This is a genomic window from [Clostridium] ammoniilyticum, from assembly GCF_025566905.1.
Classification (GTDB): Bacteria; Bacillota_I; Bacilli_A; order Erysipelotrichales; family Coprobacillaceae; genus Faecalibacillus; species Faecalibacillus intestinalis.
In genome coordinates, this window is record NZ_JAOQJR010000017.1 from 32888 (window position 1) to 52490 (window position 19603).

General features: G+C 31.7%; 17 protein-coding genes and 2 riboswitches. Of the genes, 5 read left to right on the plus strand and 12 right to left on the minus strand.

The window, feature by feature from the left end; translation table 11 throughout:
- Position 1 precedes the first annotated feature (1 nt).
- From OCV55_RS12540 to OCV55_RS12570, 7 genes are all read right to left on the minus strand, one after another.
- The gene (locus OCV55_RS12540) at positions 2-988 is read right to left on the minus strand and encodes an ABC transporter ATP-binding protein (protein WP_022001687.1); all 987 of its coding nucleotides are present in this window, start codon (positions 986-988) and stop codon (positions 2-4) included.
- Positions 978-1991 carry an ABC transporter ATP-binding protein gene (locus tag OCV55_RS12545; RefSeq protein ID WP_032089614.1) on the minus strand — a complete coding sequence of 338 codons (1014 nt, stop codon included), beginning with the start codon at positions 1989-1991 and terminating at the stop codon, positions 978-980. Before OCV55_RS12545 ends, OCV55_RS12540 begins: the two co-directional genes overlap by 11 nt.
- A 14-nt stretch (positions 1992-2005) precedes the next feature.
- On the minus strand, positions 2006-2875 hold the full coding sequence (locus OCV55_RS12550) for an ABC transporter permease (RefSeq protein ID WP_048924954.1): 870 nt from the start codon (positions 2873-2875) through the stop codon (positions 2006-2008).
- Position 2876: 1 nt separating this feature from the next.
- The gene (locus tag OCV55_RS12555) at positions 2877-3809 is read right to left on the minus strand and encodes an ABC transporter permease (RefSeq protein WP_032089613.1); all 933 of its coding nucleotides are present in this window, start codon (positions 3807-3809) and stop codon (positions 2877-2879) included.
- 84 nt (positions 3810-3893) lie between these two features.
- Positions 3894-5489 carry an ABC transporter substrate-binding protein gene (locus OCV55_RS12560; protein ID WP_048924956.1) on the minus strand — a complete coding sequence of 532 codons (1596 nt, stop codon included), beginning with the start codon at positions 5487-5489 and terminating at the stop codon, positions 3894-3896.
- Between the two features lie 231 nt (positions 5490-5720).
- Positions 5721-6482 (minus strand): SDR family NAD(P)-dependent oxidoreductase, encoded by a 762-nt coding sequence (locus tag OCV55_RS12565; RefSeq protein ID WP_106988313.1) that lies wholly within the window; start codon positions 6480-6482, stop codon positions 5721-5723.
- Positions 6483-6494: 12 nt separating this feature from the next.
- Positions 6495-8411, minus strand: coding sequence for an NAD(P)/FAD-dependent oxidoreductase (locus OCV55_RS12570; RefSeq protein ID WP_147580788.1), 1917 nt, complete (start codon positions 8409-8411; stop codon positions 6495-6497).
- Positions 8412-8568: 157 nt separating this feature from the next.
- Here OCV55_RS12570 and OCV55_RS12575 point away from each other — a divergent pair, with 157 nt between their 5' ends.
- The 3 genes from OCV55_RS12575 to OCV55_RS12585 all read left to right on the plus strand — a co-directional run bounded on the left by OCV55_RS12575 (position 8569) and on the right by OCV55_RS12585 (position 12556).
- Positions 8569-9156, plus strand: a complete 588-nt coding sequence (locus OCV55_RS12575) for a TetR/AcrR family transcriptional regulator (RefSeq protein ID WP_147580789.1) — start codon at positions 8569-8571, stop codon at positions 9154-9156.
- 40 nt (positions 9157-9196) lie between these two features.
- Positions 9197-11047 carry an ABC-F family ATP-binding cassette domain-containing protein gene (locus OCV55_RS12580; protein ID WP_147580790.1) on the plus strand — a complete coding sequence of 617 codons (1851 nt, stop codon included), beginning with the start codon at positions 9197-9199 and terminating at the stop codon, positions 11045-11047.
- A gap of 90 nt (positions 11048-11137) precedes the next feature.
- Positions 11138-12556 carry a glycoside hydrolase family 1 protein gene (locus OCV55_RS12585; RefSeq protein ID WP_147580791.1) on the plus strand — a complete coding sequence of 473 codons (1419 nt, stop codon included), beginning with the start codon at positions 11138-11140 and terminating at the stop codon, positions 12554-12556.
- Between the two features lie 14 nt (positions 12557-12570).
- Here OCV55_RS12585 and OCV55_RS12590 read toward each other — a convergent pair whose 3' ends face one another.
- Entirely contained in the window at positions 12571-13191 is a 621-nt protein-coding gene (locus OCV55_RS12590; RefSeq protein WP_147580792.1) for a YczE/YyaS/YitT family protein, read from the minus strand.
- Between the two features lie 97 nt (positions 13192-13288).
- Between OCV55_RS12590 and OCV55_RS12595 the strand changes: the two genes are divergently transcribed.
- Positions 13289-14059 (plus strand): LysR family transcriptional regulator, encoded by a 771-nt coding sequence (locus OCV55_RS12595; RefSeq protein WP_147580793.1) that lies wholly within the window; start codon positions 13289-13291, stop codon positions 14057-14059.
- 6 nt (positions 14060-14065) lie between these two features.
- On the opposite strand, the gene OCV55_RS12600 is transcribed toward OCV55_RS12595, so the two are convergent.
- On the minus strand, positions 14066-15433 hold the full coding sequence (locus OCV55_RS12600) for an alanine/glycine:cation symporter family protein (RefSeq protein WP_147580794.1): 1368 nt from the start codon (positions 15431-15433) through the stop codon (positions 14066-14068).
- 49 nt (positions 15434-15482) lie between these two features.
- Positions 15483-15569, minus strand: a riboswitch (glycine riboswitch).
- A riboswitch (glycine riboswitch) is annotated at positions 15570-15644 on the minus strand.
- Between the two features lie 80 nt (positions 15645-15724).
- On the opposite strand from OCV55_RS12600, the gene OCV55_RS12605 reads away from it, so the two are divergent.
- The gene (locus OCV55_RS12605; RefSeq protein WP_119362584.1) at positions 15725-16144 is read left to right on the plus strand and encodes a VanZ family protein; all 420 of its coding nucleotides are present in this window, start codon (positions 15725-15727) and stop codon (positions 16142-16144) included.
- A 19-nt stretch (positions 16145-16163) separates the two neighbouring features.
- On the opposite strand, the gene OCV55_RS12610 is transcribed toward OCV55_RS12605, so the two are convergent.
- The 3 genes from OCV55_RS12610 to OCV55_RS12620 all read right to left on the minus strand — a co-directional run.
- On the minus strand, positions 16164-18242 hold the full coding sequence (locus tag OCV55_RS12610; RefSeq protein ID WP_147580795.1) for a glutamine synthetase III family protein: 2079 nt from the start codon (positions 18240-18242) through the stop codon (positions 16164-16166).
- A gap of 145 nt (positions 18243-18387) precedes the next feature.
- Positions 18388-18924: a hypothetical protein gene (locus OCV55_RS12615; protein ID WP_052010801.1), complete on the minus strand. Its 537-nt coding sequence runs from the start codon at positions 18922-18924 to the stop codon at positions 18388-18390.
- Positions 18925-19072: 148 nt separating this feature from the next.
- Positions 19073-19603 (minus strand): PTS transporter subunit EIIC (locus OCV55_RS12620; RefSeq protein WP_147580796.1); only part of this gene is annotated, 531 nt, incomplete at its 5' end.

The window sequence follows — 19603 nt, forward strand, 5'->3', positions numbered from 1 at the left end:
TTTACTTTTTATCATATAAATGACATGCGCAGAAATGACCTGGTTCTACTTCTTTAAAATCGGGTCTATCTGTTTTACAAATATCCATTACTTTCGGACATCTTGTACAGAAACGACATCCTTTTGGTGGGTTGGCTGGACTTGGCACATCGCCACCTAATATTTGTTTATCTTCGATTCTTTCTTTTCCAATTCTTGGAATTGCTGAAAATAGTGCTTGAGTATAAGGATGTAATGGTTTGGCATAAAGTGATTCAGTATCTGCCATTTCCATCATATTACCTAAATACATAACTCCTACTCTATCAGCAATATGTTTTACAACACTTAAGTCATGGGAAATGAAGATATAAGCAATACCCATTTTTTCTTGTAATTCATTTAATAAATTAATTATTTTTGCTTGAATTGAAACATCTAACGCTGAAACAGGTTCATCACAAATAATCAATTTTGGTTGTAAAGCAATTGCACGGGCAATCCCAATACGTTGTCTTTGTCCTCCTGAAAATTCATGAGGATAACGATACATGTAATCTAAATTTAAACCAACTTGTTTCATAACTTCCACAACACGTGCATCACGTTCTTCTTTTGTTTTATAACATTTAGCGATATCAATTGGTTCAGCAATAATATCTTTAACTGTCATACGTGGATTTAAAGAAGCATAAGGATCTTGGAAAATCAATTTGATTTTATCACGTGCTTCTTGTAATTCTTTACCTTTTAAGCTTGTAAAATCTTGACCATCTAAGATAACCTTTCCTTCAGTTGGTTCAATTAGACGGATTACACTTTTACCCATTGTTGATTTACCACATCCAGATTCACCAACAATCCCAAAAGTTTCTCCTATTTTAACATCAAAGCTAATATCATCTACCGCTTTAACAACACTTTTTTTACCTCTTAAAGAAGATGATTTAATAGAATAATATTTCTTTAAATGTTCTACTTTTAATAAAACGTCTTGATTATTTTCCATTTTCTACATCCTCCTTATTCCATCTTTCATGATATTTCCAACAACGAACTAAATGGTTTTCACCATGTTCCATCATTGCTGGACATTCTTGATGACAGATTTCTTTAGCGTGTTTACAACGTGGTGCGAAGAAACATCCTTTTGGAAGTTCATAAAGCATTGGTACAGAACCAGGAATAACTTCCAATTCTTCTTGATCATCGCTATCGATATCAGGGATTGATCTTCTTAGACCAATAGTATAAGGGTGTAAAGGATTTTTAAATAAATCTTCTACATTTGTATATTCTACGATCTTACCTGCATACATAACGATTACGTTATCTGCCATTTCTGAAATAACACCCATATCATGTGTAATTAATAATACAGCTGTATTTAATTCTTTTTTCATTTTATTAATTAATTTTAAGATTTGTGCTTGAATAGTCACATCTAATGCTGTTGTCGGTTCATCACAAATCAATAATGATGGATTACAAGAAAGTGCCATCGCAATCATGATTCTTTGTCTCATCCCACCAGATAATTGATGAGGACAAGAAGCAAATACTTTTTCAGGCATTGGAATACCTACAAGTTTAATCATTTCTAAAGCACGTTCTTTAGCTTCTTGTTTACTCATTTTTTCATGAGTTAAAACAGCTTCCATAATTTGTTTTCCAACAGTAATAACTGGATTTAAGGATGTCATTGGCTCTTGGAAAATCATTGAGATTTCTTTACCACGAATATCTCTCATTTCTTTAGGAGATTTCTTTAATAAATCTTCTCCTTTATACATAATTTCACCAGCAGTAATTTTACCTGGAGGAGATGGAATTAATTGCATTAATGATAAAGCAGTCATACTTTTACCACAACCAGATTCTCCAACTACTCCTAAAGTTTCTCCTGGTTTGATACTAAAACTTACTTCTTGTACAGCAGGAAGCGCTCCACGATCTGTAAAGAAGGTAATACCAAGATCTTTGACTTCTAATAATTCTTTATTTTCACTCATATCTTTTCCCCTTTTTACGATCTTAATTTTGGATCAAGCGCATCTCTTAATCCATCACCTAACATATTGAACGCTAATACTGTAATAATAATAGCTAAACCTGGAATTACTGAATAGTATGTTGCACTACGAATATATGGTTGTGAAAAACTAATCATTGAACCCCAGCTTGCCATTGGTGCTTTAACACCTAAACCTAAGAAGCTTAATGATGCCTCTGACATAATTGCATTTGGAATACCTAATGTTACAGTAACGATTAATGTTGATAAACAGTTAGGTAATAAATGTTTCATGATAATTCTAAAACTATTTCCACCGCTGACTTTACATGCATCGATGTATTCCATCTTTTTAAGACGCATAACATCCCCACGGATAAGTCTGGCTGTTGAAGCCCAACCTAAAAGACCGAGCGCTAAGTAAAGGTTAATTAAACCTGGTCCTAAAACAAACATGATTGCCATCGCAAATAATAAGAATGGAAAAGATGAAAATACTTGAATTAAAAATGAAATAACAGAATCTACTTTTCCACCATAATATCCGGCACAAACACCCATTGTATAACCAATAACTGTCGCGATAATTTGTGAAATGATACCAACACTTAAAGAAACACGGCATCCATAAATAATTCTTGAGAAAATATCTCTTCCTAAATCATCTGTACCAAACCAATGTTGTCCGCAAGGTTTCATTAAACGATCTGTAAGAACTTGTTTGTTTGGATCATAAGGAGCAATCAATGGTGCAAATAAAGCAATTAAGCATAAAAGAATAACGATGAATAAACATACCATTGCTACTTTATTTTTCTTGAAAATGTTCCAACTGATTGACCAATAACTTTGATATGTTTGATCTTTTTTCTTTTTAAACATTTTATGATGACTCCTTTCCTAAACGAATTCTTGGATCGACTACTGTATAAAGTAAATCAACTACTAAATACATAATGACACAAATAACCGCAATATACATAACGCCACCTTGGACGATTGGTAAATCACGTGTATTAATACTATCTACTAACATTTTTCCAATTCCAGGAATTGAAAATACAGATTCTACTAAGACAGATCCTGTTAAGATGTTTCCTAAATCAGATCCTGCAATTGTAATGATTGGAATTAACGCATTACGTAAAGCGTGTTTAATTGTAACAACCCAACCTTTTAAACCTTTAGCTTCAGCTGTACGAATGTAATCTTGTGATAAAACATCTAACATACTTGTTCTTGTAATACGAGCAATACTTGCTGCATATCTTGTACCTAAGGCAATACCTGGTAAGATAAATGATTTAAAACTATCAATACCTGATAAAGGTAATAGATTAAATTTCAAACAGATAACAATTTGTAAGATGATAGCAATCCAGAATGCGGGAGCTGAAATACCAAATACAGAAATTGTCATTAAAACCGAATCAACCCATTTACCATGATTAACGGCAGCCACAACACCTACTACTACCCCTAAAGCAACAGCTAATATATAAGCAATACCAGCAAGCTTAGCCGTTACTAAAAATGAACTTGTTAAAATATCAATTACTGGTTTATTTTGGAAATAGGATGTTCCAAAGTTTCCTTGAAGCATATTTCCTAACCAGCTGAAATATTGAATATAAATTGGTTGGTCTAATCCCATTTCATGTGTAACACGTGCAATCGTTGCTTGATCAGCGAACTCACCTAACATGATTTCAACTGGATTACCAGGCACAATGTTTAACACAAAGAATGTGATTAACGAAATACAAAAAACGACACCAATAGCTTGTAATACACGTTTTAGTAAATACTTCGCCATATTTTTCCTCCTTTTTCCTACAATAAATATATGGAATGCATTGCTGCATTCCATATATGATTAACACTTATTTAATTTCATTTACTATTTTTTAGATAAATCAATATCAATGTTATATAAATGATAAATTAAGTTTCCTAATTTAGCATTTTTTACATATGGTTTAGCAACAAATTGTAACTTACCATAATATAATGGAATTGTTCCATAATCTTCACGAGATAAGATATAATCTGCTTTTTTGTATAATTCAACACGTTTATCAGAATCATTTGATTCTCGAGCTTCTTTCATTAATGAATCGAATTCAGGATTATTGTAGAATACACCTTTTCCTACAGCGTTTTCTGAATAGTAATAAGTATACATTTGGTTATCAGCATCTGCATATAATGGGAACCAACCAAGAACTGTAGCTTGTAATTCACCAGCAGCTCTAGCTGAAGACCAAATACCTGCATCAATTGTTTCTACATTCATAGTAATTCCTGCTTCTTTTAAGTAAGCTTGTAATGCAGTAGCGATTTTTTCTTCTTTTTGTCTAACTTTGCAAGTAAATGTAGGGTTTGAAATACCTGCATCAGCTAAAACTTGTTTAGCTTTTTTAACGTTATGTTCATAAGTTTTTAATTTGTCATCATGTCCTGGAACACCTGGGTTTAAGAATGATGAAGCTGGTTCAGCAGCACCATTTAATACGGTACTACATAATTCTTTACGGTTAATAGCTAATGAGATTGCTTCTCTAACTGCTTTATTACTTAATACTGGATCATTATCTTTAATTGATAAGAAATATGTACCTAATGGAGTTACTTGAGTAATTTCATCTTTTAAATCACTATCTTTATATTGATCTAATAATGAAGTATCTAAGTCACACATATCAATGTTACCTTGTTCATATTCCATCATTTTTGTACTGTAGTCATCAATATAAACAATTTCTAAACGATCTAAGTTAGGTTTTTTACCATGATATTTTTTATTTGGAACCATTACAACTTTAGTTTGTTCATCATTTTCTTTAATTACATAAGGACCAGTACCAATTAAGTTAGTTCCTTTACCCCAGTTTTCACCAGCAGCAGCACATGCATCAGAAGGATAAATTGAAGCATAGTCCATACCTAAGTTAGCAACAAATGGTGCAAATTTGTAATCAATATGTAATTTAAAAGTGTAATCATCAACTGTTTCAAAACCACTTAATTCAGTAGCTTTACCATCTAACATATCTTGAGCACCAGTAATCATGTTGTACATATATGTATTTGTACATCCTGTTGCTGGTGTAAACATTCTTTCGAATGTATATTTAACATCTTCAGTAGTTAAATCAGAACCATCTGAGAATTTAACACCTTTTTTAAGTGTAATTGTATAAGTTAATCCATCATCAGATACTTCTGGCATGTCTTTAGCAAGAACACATTCTTCTTTATTGTCATCATTCCAACGATATAATCCTTCTAATACGTTGTCAGCAACAGAAGAAGCCCCTGAGTTAGTATTAGTTTGCATATCTAAACCAACTTTTGGATTAGATTGACCAAAGCGAAATACTTTTTCGCCACTTTCTGTACTTTTGCTTGAGCTACTTGAACCACCACATCCAGCTAAGGATACAGCCATTGCAGCAACAGCAAGAACAGATAAAGATTTCTTTAATAAGTTCATTTCCCTTTCCTCCTAGTTTTAACAATTCCCTACTTAAACTTTCTTAAAGCACCTTTGTATTATATCAAAGGGCTTTCTTGATTTCAACAGAATGTTGCATTTTTGTATACAATTGAAAACAATTATCTAATTTCATACCTTATTATCATACTTTTTTATTTTTTTTTGCAAAAAATGTTCTTGTTTATGCAAAAAAACAATATCCACACCATATGGATATTGTTTTTTATTTTAAAGCATGCTTGTCATTCCACCATCAATAACAAGTAATTGTCCTGTTGTATAAGTACAAGCGTCACTTGCAAAGTAAATTAGTGCTCCATTCATTTCACCTTCACGACCAAATCTCTTAAGAGCTACTCTGTTTTTTAAAACAAGAGAACCCGGTGCATCTAAAGCATCATGTGTCATTTCTGTATCATAGACACCTGGTGCAATCGCATTAACAAGAATACCATAAGGGGCTAAATCTCCAGCCATGGCTTTTGTAAGATTGACAACCCCGCCTTTAGCCGCAAAATAACTTACTTGAGCAGGTCCAGCTTGAATACCACCAACCGATGAAATATTAATAATTCTTCCATATTTTTGTTTCATCATAATAGTTGAAACTTCTCTTGCCATGAGGAAAACACCTTTTAAATCCGTATCTAAAACTTTATCCCATTGTGCCGTTGTATGATCATGAAGACCACTTGAGTATTCAACAACGCCTGCATTATTGACAAGAATATCAATTTTTCCAAAATGATCTACGACAGCTTTAATCGCATTTTTAATACTTTCTTCATCTGTAACATCACATGAAACAGGTAAACAATCTTGTCCATTTTGTTTCAATTCTTTAGAAAATTCTTCTAATCTTTCTTTTCTACGTGCAAGGATAGCAACATCGCATCCTTGTTCACTCAATGCTCTTGCAAATTGTTGTCCAAGTCCACTTGAAGCTCCTGTAACAACCGCTACTTTTCCTGTTAAATCAAAACTAATCATCTTTATTATCTCCTATTCCATCACACGGATTGCTTGATATCCCTCATGAATTGCAGTTAAAATTTTTCTTGGTGCAACAGCATCTCCAATAACAGCAACTTCATCATATTTTTCATCTAATAAATCTTCTAATTGATTATTAGGTCTAAATCCAACAGCATTTAAAACAGTATCACATTCAAGCGTCATTGTTTGTCCATCTCTTTCAAATGTAACACTTGTTGGTGTAATATTTGTTACTTTAGCGTTTGCTTCAACTTTAACACCACGATCTTTAACCATTTTTCTTAAATGTTGATCGTTGTTTAAACAATGGTTTGCTGTAAATAAGATATCTGGACACATTTCTACTAATGTCACATCTCCATCTTTTCCAGCAATATCACAAGCAGCTTCTGTTCCAGCAAGACCAGCACCAATAACAACAACTTTTTTACCAACTGTTGCTTGATGTGTTAAATAATCACTCGCAAGAACTGTTGTATCAATACCTGTAATTGGTGGCATAGCAGGAGTTGAACCAGCAGCTAAAATAACTTTGTCATAATCTCCTTCAAGATTATCTTTTGTAATTGCTGTATTTAAATGAATATTAACTCCTAATTTTTGACATTGTGTTTCTAAGTATTTAATTAATTTTAAAACATCCGCTTTAAAATCAGGACCACCTGCAGGCCATAAAGTTCCACCTAATTTATCTTCTTTTTCATATAAATCAACATCAAAACCACGACGTTTTGCAGTAATGGCAGCCATCATACCAGCTGGACCTCCACCAATAACTAATACATTACGTTTTTGACCATTTGGAAGTGGTAAAGCATAAGCTTTTTCTGCATAACATAATGGGTTTACTGCACAATAGTAGTGTTTTCCACTAAATCCAGCAAGTAAACATTCATTACATCCAACACATGGAGCGATATCTTCTTCATGATGTGCTTTGACTTTTTTAGGCCAATATGGATCAGCTAACATTTGATGAGCAAGTCCTACATAATCTAAAATACCATCTTCAACAGCTTTTTTAGCCACTTCAGGATCTTTTAGGTTCCCATCACCTAATACTGGAACGCTTACAATATCTTTAATTGCTTTTTGTACATCAAGTTTATATCCTTCTTTACTATAAACAGTTGTAATCGCTTGGAACCATTCTTCATAACATCCTGTATCAACATGTAAAGCATCAACCCCTGCTTTTTCTAAGATTTTAGCCATTTCAATACCTTCATCAATGGTTCTAAAGCCTTCTACTCTTTGATGTGGTGTAAATTTAACAAGTACAGGCATTGTATCTGGAACGTTCTTTTTAATTGCTTCAATACATTCCAATGTAAAACGCATACGATTTTCAAGTGTTCCACCATATTCATCTGTTCTATTATTCCATTGAACAGAATGGAATTGATCTAATAAATATCCTCCATACGCATGTAATTCAACGCAGTCTGCACCAGCATTTACAGCAAGTGAAGCACTGTACCCTACTTTTTCTACTAAATAATGAATATCTTCTTTTGAAAAAGGTTTACAAATTAAATTTGGGAACCAGAATGCACCTACACTACCCGCACTATAAGGTGGTGTAAAAGGATCGGTAAATTGTTGACGTCCTAAACCTGGTGATAATTGTACACAGACTTTTGCTCCATAAGCATGACATCTTTCAATTAACATATTTAATCTTTCTACATGATGGAAATCAGAAAGTTCTGTACATGGTCTTGGTTCATATTTTGTCGAAACAACGTTAGCACCTGTAATAATTAAACCAGCGCCACCTTTTGCTCTTTCTTCAAAATAATCAATACCTTCATTACAATAAGCTCCATCAGCTTCTCCTGTTGTTCCCATAGGTGACATGAAAATTCTGTTTTTTAATTTCATTTTACCTATGTATGTCTTATCAAATAAACTCTTAGCCATTTTCTTTTTCCTCCTCTACCATAGTAAATATTTATTTAACTCAAGTAAATTATATAACTGTAAAAATAAATGTCAACGCTTTCATAAAATAAAAGTGAATTTTTTAACAAACCTCTTTCCATTAAATCTATGGTATATTATTTCTAAGGAGAATTTTATGAAAATAACAAAAGAAGAAATATCACAAACAGCTGTTCAGCTTTTTTTAGATAAAGGATATAACAATGTCACAATTCAAGATATTTGTAACGAATTACATATCACCAAACCAACTTTATATAAATACGTCAATAATAAAGAAGAGCTTATTTTAGATCTTTATGATTCAACCATCGATCATCTTGTAAAAGACACGTATAGACTAGTTGATAGTGATAGTCACTATCAACAACTACTTATTGTCTTTTCTACATTAATTAAAGATACTAAAAAATATGGTTATGATTTATTTAGTCAAATGTTTATTGCGAATTTAAAAGAAAATCGTCATAGCTTTGATATGCGTGATAATCTTACAAAACTTTGTATCATCATTATAAAAAAAGCCCAAGAACAAAAAGAAATTCATAATTTATCGAATCCAGAGATTTTATATCAAGCTTTAGCGCATGCCTTTACAGGACATGAAGCTTTATGGTGTATTAAAAAAGATTCACCTTGTTTTGATGAAGCTTTTTATCTAAGCATGAATGCTTTATTAGAAGTAGATTCTACTTATCAAGATTTATACAAAGAATATTTGTAAACAACTTATTTTATTGATAGAATAGTCGAGGTGATGAAAAATGCTTATAGAATGTTCAAATATAAAGAAATCATTTCAAGGAATTGATTTATTAACAGATATTAGTTTTAAAGTAGATGACCATGATAAAATTGCGATTATTGGTGTCAATGGGGCTGGTAAAACAACTATCTTAAATATCTTAATTGGTGAAGAAAGTTATGATAGTGGTGATTTATTTAAAAGCCGTGATTTAAATATCGGCTATTTAAAACAGCATCATGATTTAGATATGAATAAAACCATTTATGAATGTGCTTTAGAAGTCTTTGATCCACTTATTCAAATAGAAAATCGTATGCGTGAATTAGAAAGTATGATGTCTTATGATCATAGTGAACAAGTCATGAATGAATATGATTCATTGACTCAAAGATTTAATGAAAAAGATGGCTTTAGTTATCCAAGTCGTATTGTTGGTGTTTTAAAAGGAATGGGTTTTGTGGAAGAAGACTTTCAAAAATATGTCCATGAATTATCTGGAGGTCAAAAAACCAGACTTTGTCTTGCCAAGCTTTTATTAGAAGAACCTAAACTTTTGGTTTTAGATGAACCAACCAACCATTTAGATAGTCAAGCAATTTCCTTTTTAGAAAACTATTTAAAAGGATATAAAAATGCTTTGATTGTGGTTAGCCATGACCGTTATTTTATTGATGTTGTTTCTAATAAGATCATTGAAATAGAAAATGGAAAAAGTCATAGTTATAATTGTCGTTATGAAGAATATTCTATTCAAAAAAGAACACAACGTGCGATTGATTTAAAACACTATATCAATCAACAAAAAGAAATAAAAAAAATACAAGAAAGTATTGATACATTAAAATCATTCAATCGTGAAAAAAGTATTAAACGTGCAGAATCGAAAGAAAAACAACTTGCAAAGATTGAACGTATTGATCGACCAGAAAATTTACCAAGTGCCATCACTGTTCAATTTACACCAGCTATTGAATCAGGTTACGATGTTTTAAAAGTTAATGATTTATCAATGCGTTATGATCAAATTGTTTTTGAACACTGTAATCTTGATATCAAAAAAGGAGAACGCGTTGCGATTGTTGGTGAAAACGGGGTTGGTAAAACCACTTTATTTAAAGCTCTTGTAGGTCAATTGCCAATTGAACACGGTAAAATTCGTTTTGGTAGTCACGTAGAAATGGCCTACTACGATCAAGAACATGAATCTTTAAATTATAATAAAACGATTTTTGATGAAATCAGTGATTGTTATCCACGTATGACCAATCAAGAAATTAGAAGTACTCTTGCTATGTTTAACTTTAGAGGCGATGATGTCTTTAAAGATATTGCAATGCTTTCAGGTGGAGAAAGAGGACGTGTTGTTTTAACCGAAGTTTTATTAAAACAAGCTAACTTCTTAATTCTAGATGAACCAACCAACCACTTAGATATTTCTTCCAAAGAAGTTTTAGAAGAAGCTTTAAGAAGTTTTGAAGGAACAATTTTATTTATTAGTCATGATCGTTATTTTATTAATAAAATTGCGACTCGTGTAATCGAAGTACAAAAAGATCAATGTCTTTCTTATAATGGTAATTATGATGATTATTTAAATCAAAAAACACCTGTTGTAGAAACAACTCAAAAGATTGTTACAGAAGCTAAACAAAGACAGATCATTGATAAAAAAACTAAGAATGAAATTAAAAAACTTGAAAGAACGATTGATTCTTTAGAAAAAGAAATTAATTCTTTAAAAGAAGAACTCACAAGTGAAGAAGTTATGAATAATTATAAAAAATATAATGAAATTACAGATTCTATTGAAGAAAAAGAAATGGAATTAATGGAAATCATGGAAAAATGGGAACAGTTACAAGCCTAACTGTCCCATTTTTTTCATAATATAAAAAAAATCAATATTTTAATATTATTTATGTATAATAGCCTTGAATTTAAGGAGGATATTTAAAATATGTTACACAAAACTTTAAAACCATTTCCTAAAGATTTCCTTTGGGGGGCAAGTACAAGTGCTTATCAAGTAGAAGGTGCAAGTTTAGAAGATGGAAAAGGTCCATCATGTCAAGATGTTAAAGTTGTACCAGAAGGAACTTCTGATTTAAAAGTCTGTGCAGATCAATATCACAGATATAAAGAAGATATCGCTTTAATGGCAGAAATGGGATTCAAAACTTATCGTTTCTCAATTTCTTGGTCAAGAATTATTCCTGAAGGAACAGGAGCTATCAACCCTAAAGGGATTGAATACTATAACAATGTGATCGATGAATGTTTAAAATATGGAATCGAACCATTAGTAACTATGTTCCATTTCGATATGCCTGCAGCATTAGATGAACGTGGATCATGGGGAAACAGAGACTCAATCGATTGGTTCTTAAACTTCGCAAAAGTTATGTTTGAAAACTTTGGTGATCGTGTTAAATATTGGTTAACAATCAATGAACAAAACATGTTAACTTTAGTTGGACCAGTTATTGGAACATTAATGATTCCTGAAGGATGTACAAATGTTTTAAAAGAAACTTACCAACAAAACCACCATATGTTAGTAGCACAAGCAAAAGCGATGGCTTTATGTCATGAAATGTTACCAGGTGCTAAAATTGGACCAGCTCCAAATATCTCATTAGTTTACCCAGCAAGCTGTAAACCAGAAGATGTTTTAGCTGCACAAAACTACAATGCTATTAGAAACTGGTTATATTTAGATATGGCTGTTTATGGTGTTTATAACAACTTAGTATGGGCTTATTTAGAAGAAAATGATGCATGTCCTGAATTTGGTGAAGGTGACGCAGAAGCATTAAAGAACGGTCATCCTGATTTCATCGGTTTCAACTATTATAATACTGCTACTGTAGAAGCTAGTGATGGAACTGAAAAATTAGATCCAGGTGCAGATCAACAAACTGCCCGTGGTGAAGCTGGTGTTTATAGAGGATATAAAAACCCTAACTTACCAACTACTGAATTTGGTTGGGAAATCGATCCTATGGGATTTAGAGCAACAATTCGTGAAATGTATTCAAGATATCGTTTACCTATGATCGTTACTGAAAATGGTTTAGGTGCTTATGATACTTTAACTGAAGATGGAAAAGTTCATGATCAATACAGAATTGAATATCTAAGAAAACATATTGAACAAATTCAATTAGCGATTACTGATGGTGCAGAAATGATGGGATATTGCCCATGGTCAGCAATTGATTTAATTTCTACTCATGAAGGTATGGTTAAACGTTATGGATTTATTTATGTAGATCGAGATGAATTTGATTTAAAAACATTAGATCGTTATAGAAAAGATTCATTCTATTGGTATAAAAAAGTTATCTCATCTAACGGTGAAGATTTAACTGATTAATGAAAATCGAGTCATCAAGACTCGATTTTTTTATATGTATTTAATTTGAAGTTTTCACAAAAAAGAATCACACGTCCAATATAAAACGCTGAAAAAACAGTTCCTACCCCGATACCATAAATTGGACTACGACAAACAAAACAAACAACAACAGTTGATAAAATCATTGAAATATCAAAACAATTCTTACAGATAGAATAAGGTTTATGGGATACTTCTGAAATACTTAATACCAAACCATCTACTGGTGTCATGATTAAATCTCCTTTAAGCATGAAATAAACACCTATTGCACAACAAGTATTTCCAAATAATAAAACAATAATTTGTGTATAAATATTTAGATCCATAGATGATATTAAATATTGATAGAAATCAACCAGAAAACCAAAGATAAAAGAAAATGGTATTTCTAAAACAAATTTTACACTTATTTTTCTTTCAATAATGATTTGAAGAAATACAAAGAGCAAGTAGAAAATAATGTTTGCCTGTCCAAAGGTCAAAGCACTTAAAGAACTTATCGCAAAAGGAAGGGTACTAAAAGCACCAACCCCTAAATTCGATAACGTATTACATGTAATTCCCAATACTAAAATATTCATTCCTAATAAATAATAAACATATCTTTTCATAGCATTCCTCTTTTCAAAGCTATTTTATTGAATTTGTTAATAACTTTCCAATATTATTATTTCATATTATAATAACTATAAGTTATGAGATGATATTATGAATATTAAACAACTTGAATATTTTGTTGATTTAAGTCAAACATTGAATTTCACTAAAACTGCGCAAAATTTCTATATTAGTCAAACAGCTATTACTAAACAAATCCAGTGTTTAGAAAAAGATTTAGGAATTCCTTTATTTATAAGAAGTAAGAAGTCTGTAGAACTAACAAACGAAGGCAATCTTTATTTGCCTTATGCCAGAAAAATCTTAGATAATGTTGCTTTAAGTTATCAAATTATCGAAGAATATCAAAAAGGTAATCAAGGAAGTATTTTTATTGGTTTTATTAAATCTTTAGATGACGAACTTCTTTTAAAGTTATTACAAAAAATAAAAGACCATTTCCCACACATTGATCTTCATTATAAAGCGTATTCAAGAAAAGAACTTTTAACATTATTTAAAGAAAGACAATTAGATGCCATTATTACTTTTGAATATCCAGAGGTTAAAGATTATTCACATCTTTTGTTACAAATATCTCATTTAAGAAAGTATTATCATCAAGCTTGTTCACTTGATTCTTTAAAACTTATTTATGATGTTCGTCAAGAATCTATGGAACAGTACGAAATAGAACAAACACTTTTAAAAGTATGTTTAAAAGAAGGATATGCCATTTTACATGATTTTATCGAATCAAATCAATATTCTAAATATCTTCAATATCAAGATTTAGATATTCTCTCTCCAATATCTTTATACTATCATGAAGATTCTACCAATAAGATTTTAAAAAATATTCTTCAACTTATAGAAGGATAGCTCTCGCTATCCTTCTATATTTGTAACCAATTCTACAGGTTGTTCATATTCAAAATATTTTTCTGTTTCTGCAACAATTTCTTTTCTTAAACCAATTAATCCAATTAAGTTAGGAATTGCCATACACCCATTGACAATATCCGCTAAGACAAAGATAAATTCTAAAGACATAAATGGTCCAATTGCAATAAATATAATAAAAACAATTTTATAAATCTTTACTGCTTTTAAACCTTTAAGATAATACATACATCTTTCTCCATAATAATTCCATCCAATAATTGTTGTAAAGGCAAAGAATACAAGACCAATATTGACAATATATTTACCAATTAATGGAATAAATAGTCCCACTGAAAATGCATGTGTTGTCATCGCTGCACCATCTAATCCTGTTGTATAAGATTGTGTCAACACGATAGCAAGACCTGTCATAGTACAAATCACAATCGTATCAATAAATGTTCCTGTCATGGAAACAAGTCCTTGTTCAACACAAGAGTCTGTTTTAGCGGCAGCGGCCGCAATTGGAGCACTTCCAAGTCCACTTTCATTCGAGAAGATACCTCGACTAATTCCCTTTTGCATCGCAATAACCATCGTAATTCCAGTTCCTCCACCAAAAACTGCTTGAGGTGTAAAAGCTGATTTAATAATTAAAGCAATGGCACTTGGCAATACGGTAATATGTGACACAAGTATTAAAACGACCCCTCCAATGTATAACACACACATTAGTGGAATAACTTTTTCTGCCACGGAAGCAATTCTTTTGATTCCTCCAATAGTAATAAAAGCAACTGCAATTGTTAGAAGAATTGCTGTTATGTAACGTGGAACATTAAGTGACATTGAAAGTCCATCAGAAATTGATTTTACTTGCGTAAATGTTCCAATTCCAAGTAACGCTACAGATACACCAAAGAAAGCAAAAATTTTTGCAAGCAAAGGACTATGTAGACCTTTTTCTAAATAATACATTGGTCCTCCTGCAATCTCACCATTTTCATCTTTTTGACGATAACGAATTGCAAGTAACCCTTCAGCATATTTAGTAGCCATCCCAAAAAAGGCTGAAATCCACATCCAAAATAAAGCACCGGGTCCTCCTGCCGCAATTGCAGTAGCGACACCGACAATATTTCCTGTCCCTATCGTTGAAGAAAGTGCAGTACATAAAGCTTGAAAGCTACTGACGTCTCCATCTCCTTCTTGTTTTTTAAAGATGCATTTAAAAGCTAATTTTAATTTTGTAAGCTGGATCAATCTTAATTTGAAGGTAAAGTAAATACCTGTCCCTAATAATAGACAAATAAGTGGTAATCCCCATACATAATCATTAATTTGTTTTAATATTTGTGTTAGTAATTGCATAAAAAAACTCCTCCTAATAAATTAGTCGGAATTAATAATGAAAAAATACTATTTAGCCACTGTCCTTTTACCTGAGAGTTTCACCCTAACGGGTTTGCTCCTTCGGTGTTCAATTGAATGAATCTCTCCAATGGTTCGTCCAATAGCGATCCTTTTACCTGAAATCTTTAATTCTTCGGTGTTCTTATAGAATCTCTTTCGCCATTATCATCCGATATACGCTCTCATTATACCAAATTGTATACAATTGTAAACATTTATTTTATAATTATTATTTGTTATAATGCACGTATGAAAAAAAATAAATATTTAATACTTACGATACTTTGGATGATTTTTATCTTTGTGATGTCACAAACTCCTGGAAATGATTCTTCTAAACAAAGTAATTTTATTGTGGATATCATTATTCACATACTTCCAATTACAAGAGATACCCTTTCCTTCATTGTAAGAAAATGTGCACATATGACAGAATATGCCATTCTTGCATTCTTACTTTATAAAACTTTTATACATAAACAAAATCCATTGATAAAATCATTTATATTTACTGCTTTATATGCCTGTAGTGATGAATTTCACCAACTCTTTATTTCTGGCAGAGCTGGGCAAATAAGAGATGTGTGTATTGATTCAACAGGGGCATTGATCATGCTTTTAATCATTTATTTTATACTTAAAAGAAAGGACAAAAAAATCGGTTCATAGAACCGATTTTTAATATATACTAAATACCAAATAATAAGTCTACATAAGTTGGAATTGGCCAATAAGAATCATCAACTAATTCTTCAATTGTATCCACTGTTTCTCTTAATGATTGCATCATTCCGAAAACATCATCTCTCCACATAGTAGCTACTTCGAAGATTTCTTCTTCGCTTGCTTGTGCTTTTGCGATATTATTTTCTAATGTCGTTAATTTATCTTTAGTTTCTTGTAATAACGTTGCAAGTTTTGTTGCATCTTCAGTTAAGAATGCTGCTGGAATACCTGCTTCTTTTGCAGCAACAACTTCTGACGATACTTTAGCTAAATAATCACAAGCTGCTGGATAAATTTGTGTTTTAACCATTTTAACTGCAGTTAAAGCTTCAACTTGAATTGTTTTAATATAGTTATCTAATAAGATTTCATAACGTGAAGCGATTTCTACTTTTGTATAAACACCTTGACGATCTAACATATCAATATATTTTGCATCTTTTAAGCATTTTAAAGCATCAACAGTGTTTTTGTGGTTAGGAAGTCCACGTCTTTTTGCTTCTTCTTCCCATTCAGCTGAATATCCATCACCATTGAAGATAATTCTCTTATGTTCAGAAATAAATTCTTTAACAACTTCTTCAAATGATTTTCCACCTTCAATAGCATCAGCCATTTGTGTCATTTCTTCAGCTAACATTGAATTTAAAATTGTATTTGGACCAGCTACAGATTGTGCAGAACCTACAGCACGGAATTCAAATTTGTTACCTGTAAAGGCAAATGGTGAAGTTCTGTTACGATCTGTATTGTCTTTAGAGAATGTTGGAACAACAGAAACGCCTGTATCAAAACGTCCAAGTTCTTCATGATCAGATTTTTTACCAGTACAAATATCTTCTACAACTTTATCTAATTCTTCACCTAAGAACATAGAAATGATTGCTGGTGGTGCTTCGTTTGCTCCTAAACGATGATCGTTTCCAGCAGAAGCAATTGACATACGTAAGATTTCAGCATATTCATCAACAGCTTTAATTGTACAAGCTAATGCAGCTAAGAATGGTTTATTTTCTTCAGGATTTTTTCCTGGATTAAATAAGTTGATTCCTGTATTAGTAATTACTGACCAGTTATCATGTTTACCAGAACCATTAACTCCAGCAAATGGTTTTTCATGTAATAAACAACGTAAACCATGTTTTTTAGCGATATCTTGAGCAATTTGCATTAATAAATGGTTGTTATCTGTAGTAATATTTACTTTTGCATAAACACAAGCAACTTCATGTTGTGCTGGTGCAACTTCATTATGTTTTGTTTTAGATGGAATACCATATTTCCATAATTCAGCATCTAAATCTTTCATGAAAGCCGCAACTTTACGTTTTAAAGAACCGAAGTAATGATCTTCTAATTCTTGTCCTTTTGGTGCCATAGCTCCAAATAAAGTTCTACCAGTTAATTTTAAATCCATACGTTCTTGATAATATTTATCATCAACTAAGAAATATTCTTGTTCAGCCCCTACTGAAGCAGAAACTTTAGTTACCCCTTCAACCCCGATTAAAGGTAACAAACGACAAGCTGCTTTACTTAAAGCATCACATGATCTAAGTAAAGGTGTTTTCTTATCTAATGCTTCCCCTGTATATGAACAGAATAACGTTGGAATATATAATGTTCCATCTTTAACGAATGCAGGTGATGTACAATCCCATGCTGTATATCCTCTGGCTTCGAAAGTAGCTCTTAAACCACCTGATGGAAATGAAGAAGCATCAGGTTCTCCTTTTCTTAATGTTTTCCCACTAAATTCTAGAACAGCTTTTGACCCATCTGGTTCTAAGAAAGCATCATGCTTTTCAGCAGTTAATCCTGTCATTGGTGTAAACCAGTGAGTAAAATGTGTAGCTCCATGTTCAACTGCCCAAATTTTCATTGCATTCGCAATAACAGTTGCACATTCTTTTGATAATTCTTCGCCTTTATCAAGCGATTCATGGAATGCTTTATATGTTGATTTAGGAATTCTTTCCTTCATAACATCATCAGTAAAAGCTAGGCATCCATAATCTTCAACTAACTTGTTAAATTCCATCTTTGTATCCCCCTTATTTAGTATATAAATTATCATTTATATGATGTCATTATACAAACGAAAATATAGGTTGTCAACAACTATTACAAAGTTTTTATCATTTTGATAATTTTTTATTTATTTTATACAAAAAAAGAGCTGCATACTATTGAGCAGCAGTTCTTTTAGCTTTCTTTTCTTCTTTTCTTCTTTTCTTTTCCCATTTACGATGAGTTTGGTTATATTCTTCAACTTGACAGTGAATTCTCTTATTTGAATGAACAACAGCATCCACAAATCCCATTTGATCTTTTGGAGCAACTGTTTGACGAGTTCCATCGTCCATATAAATTTCATATGAATGTGCATTTGTAATGATCTTTGTCATTTTAGCGATTGGATCAGTAATTGTTTCACAGTTCATTAAGTTTATTTCTTTTGTTTTTCCAATTCTTCTATGAATTTCTAAAGTTCTTCTTTTTACAACATATTTATAAGGTCTATATCCAAATAAATATCCAATAGCAACAACCCCTAATACAATAATTGCAGGTAAATCACTAAAATTACCTGAAACAATCATATACACCACATAGATTACATAAAATACACTAAAGTATGCAGCAGGTAAATTTAATTGAACTTTAAATTCTTTTTCAAATGGAGTTAATTCCGCATTTGATTCGACTTTTTTTGATTCCATAAAAACCCCTCTTTAATTCTATACTTTCAATATTTAATAAATATCAATTTTCTTTAATAAAGTCAACTCATATTCATTAAATATTTTTTTAAAAAATAAGGGACGGGGAATCCCGCCCTTATTCATTATCTTATTTAATTTATCAATATTAAGCTTCTGCAGCTTGTTTGTTTTGATATTTTTCGTAAGAGATTAAGAATGGTGTGTAAATAACTGTTGAAACAACAATTAAGATTGCTTGAGTTACTGCACCCATTACGTTAGCACCACATGCTAAGAAACCAAATACGATTGGTGGAGTTGTCCAAGGTACTGTTAAACATGCAACTGGACAGAATCCGATAACTGTTAATACATAACCAATAATGATTGTGATTAATGGAGCAACTACGAATGGAATACCTAAGATTGGGTTTAATACCATTGGTACACCGAATGTAACTGTTTCATTGATGTTGAATAAACCTGGAACTAATGATAATGTAGCGATTGCTTTGTTATCTTCACGTTTACCAAAAATCATGATTGCGATTACTAAACCGATAGTAACACCTGAACCACCGAATTCACCCCACATTTGTAATGCATACATGTTGATGATGTTTGTTGGTTTTTCACCTTTGTTGAATTTTTCAACGTTTTCAAGTGCTAATGGTGTAAATAATGCTTCTTTTACTGC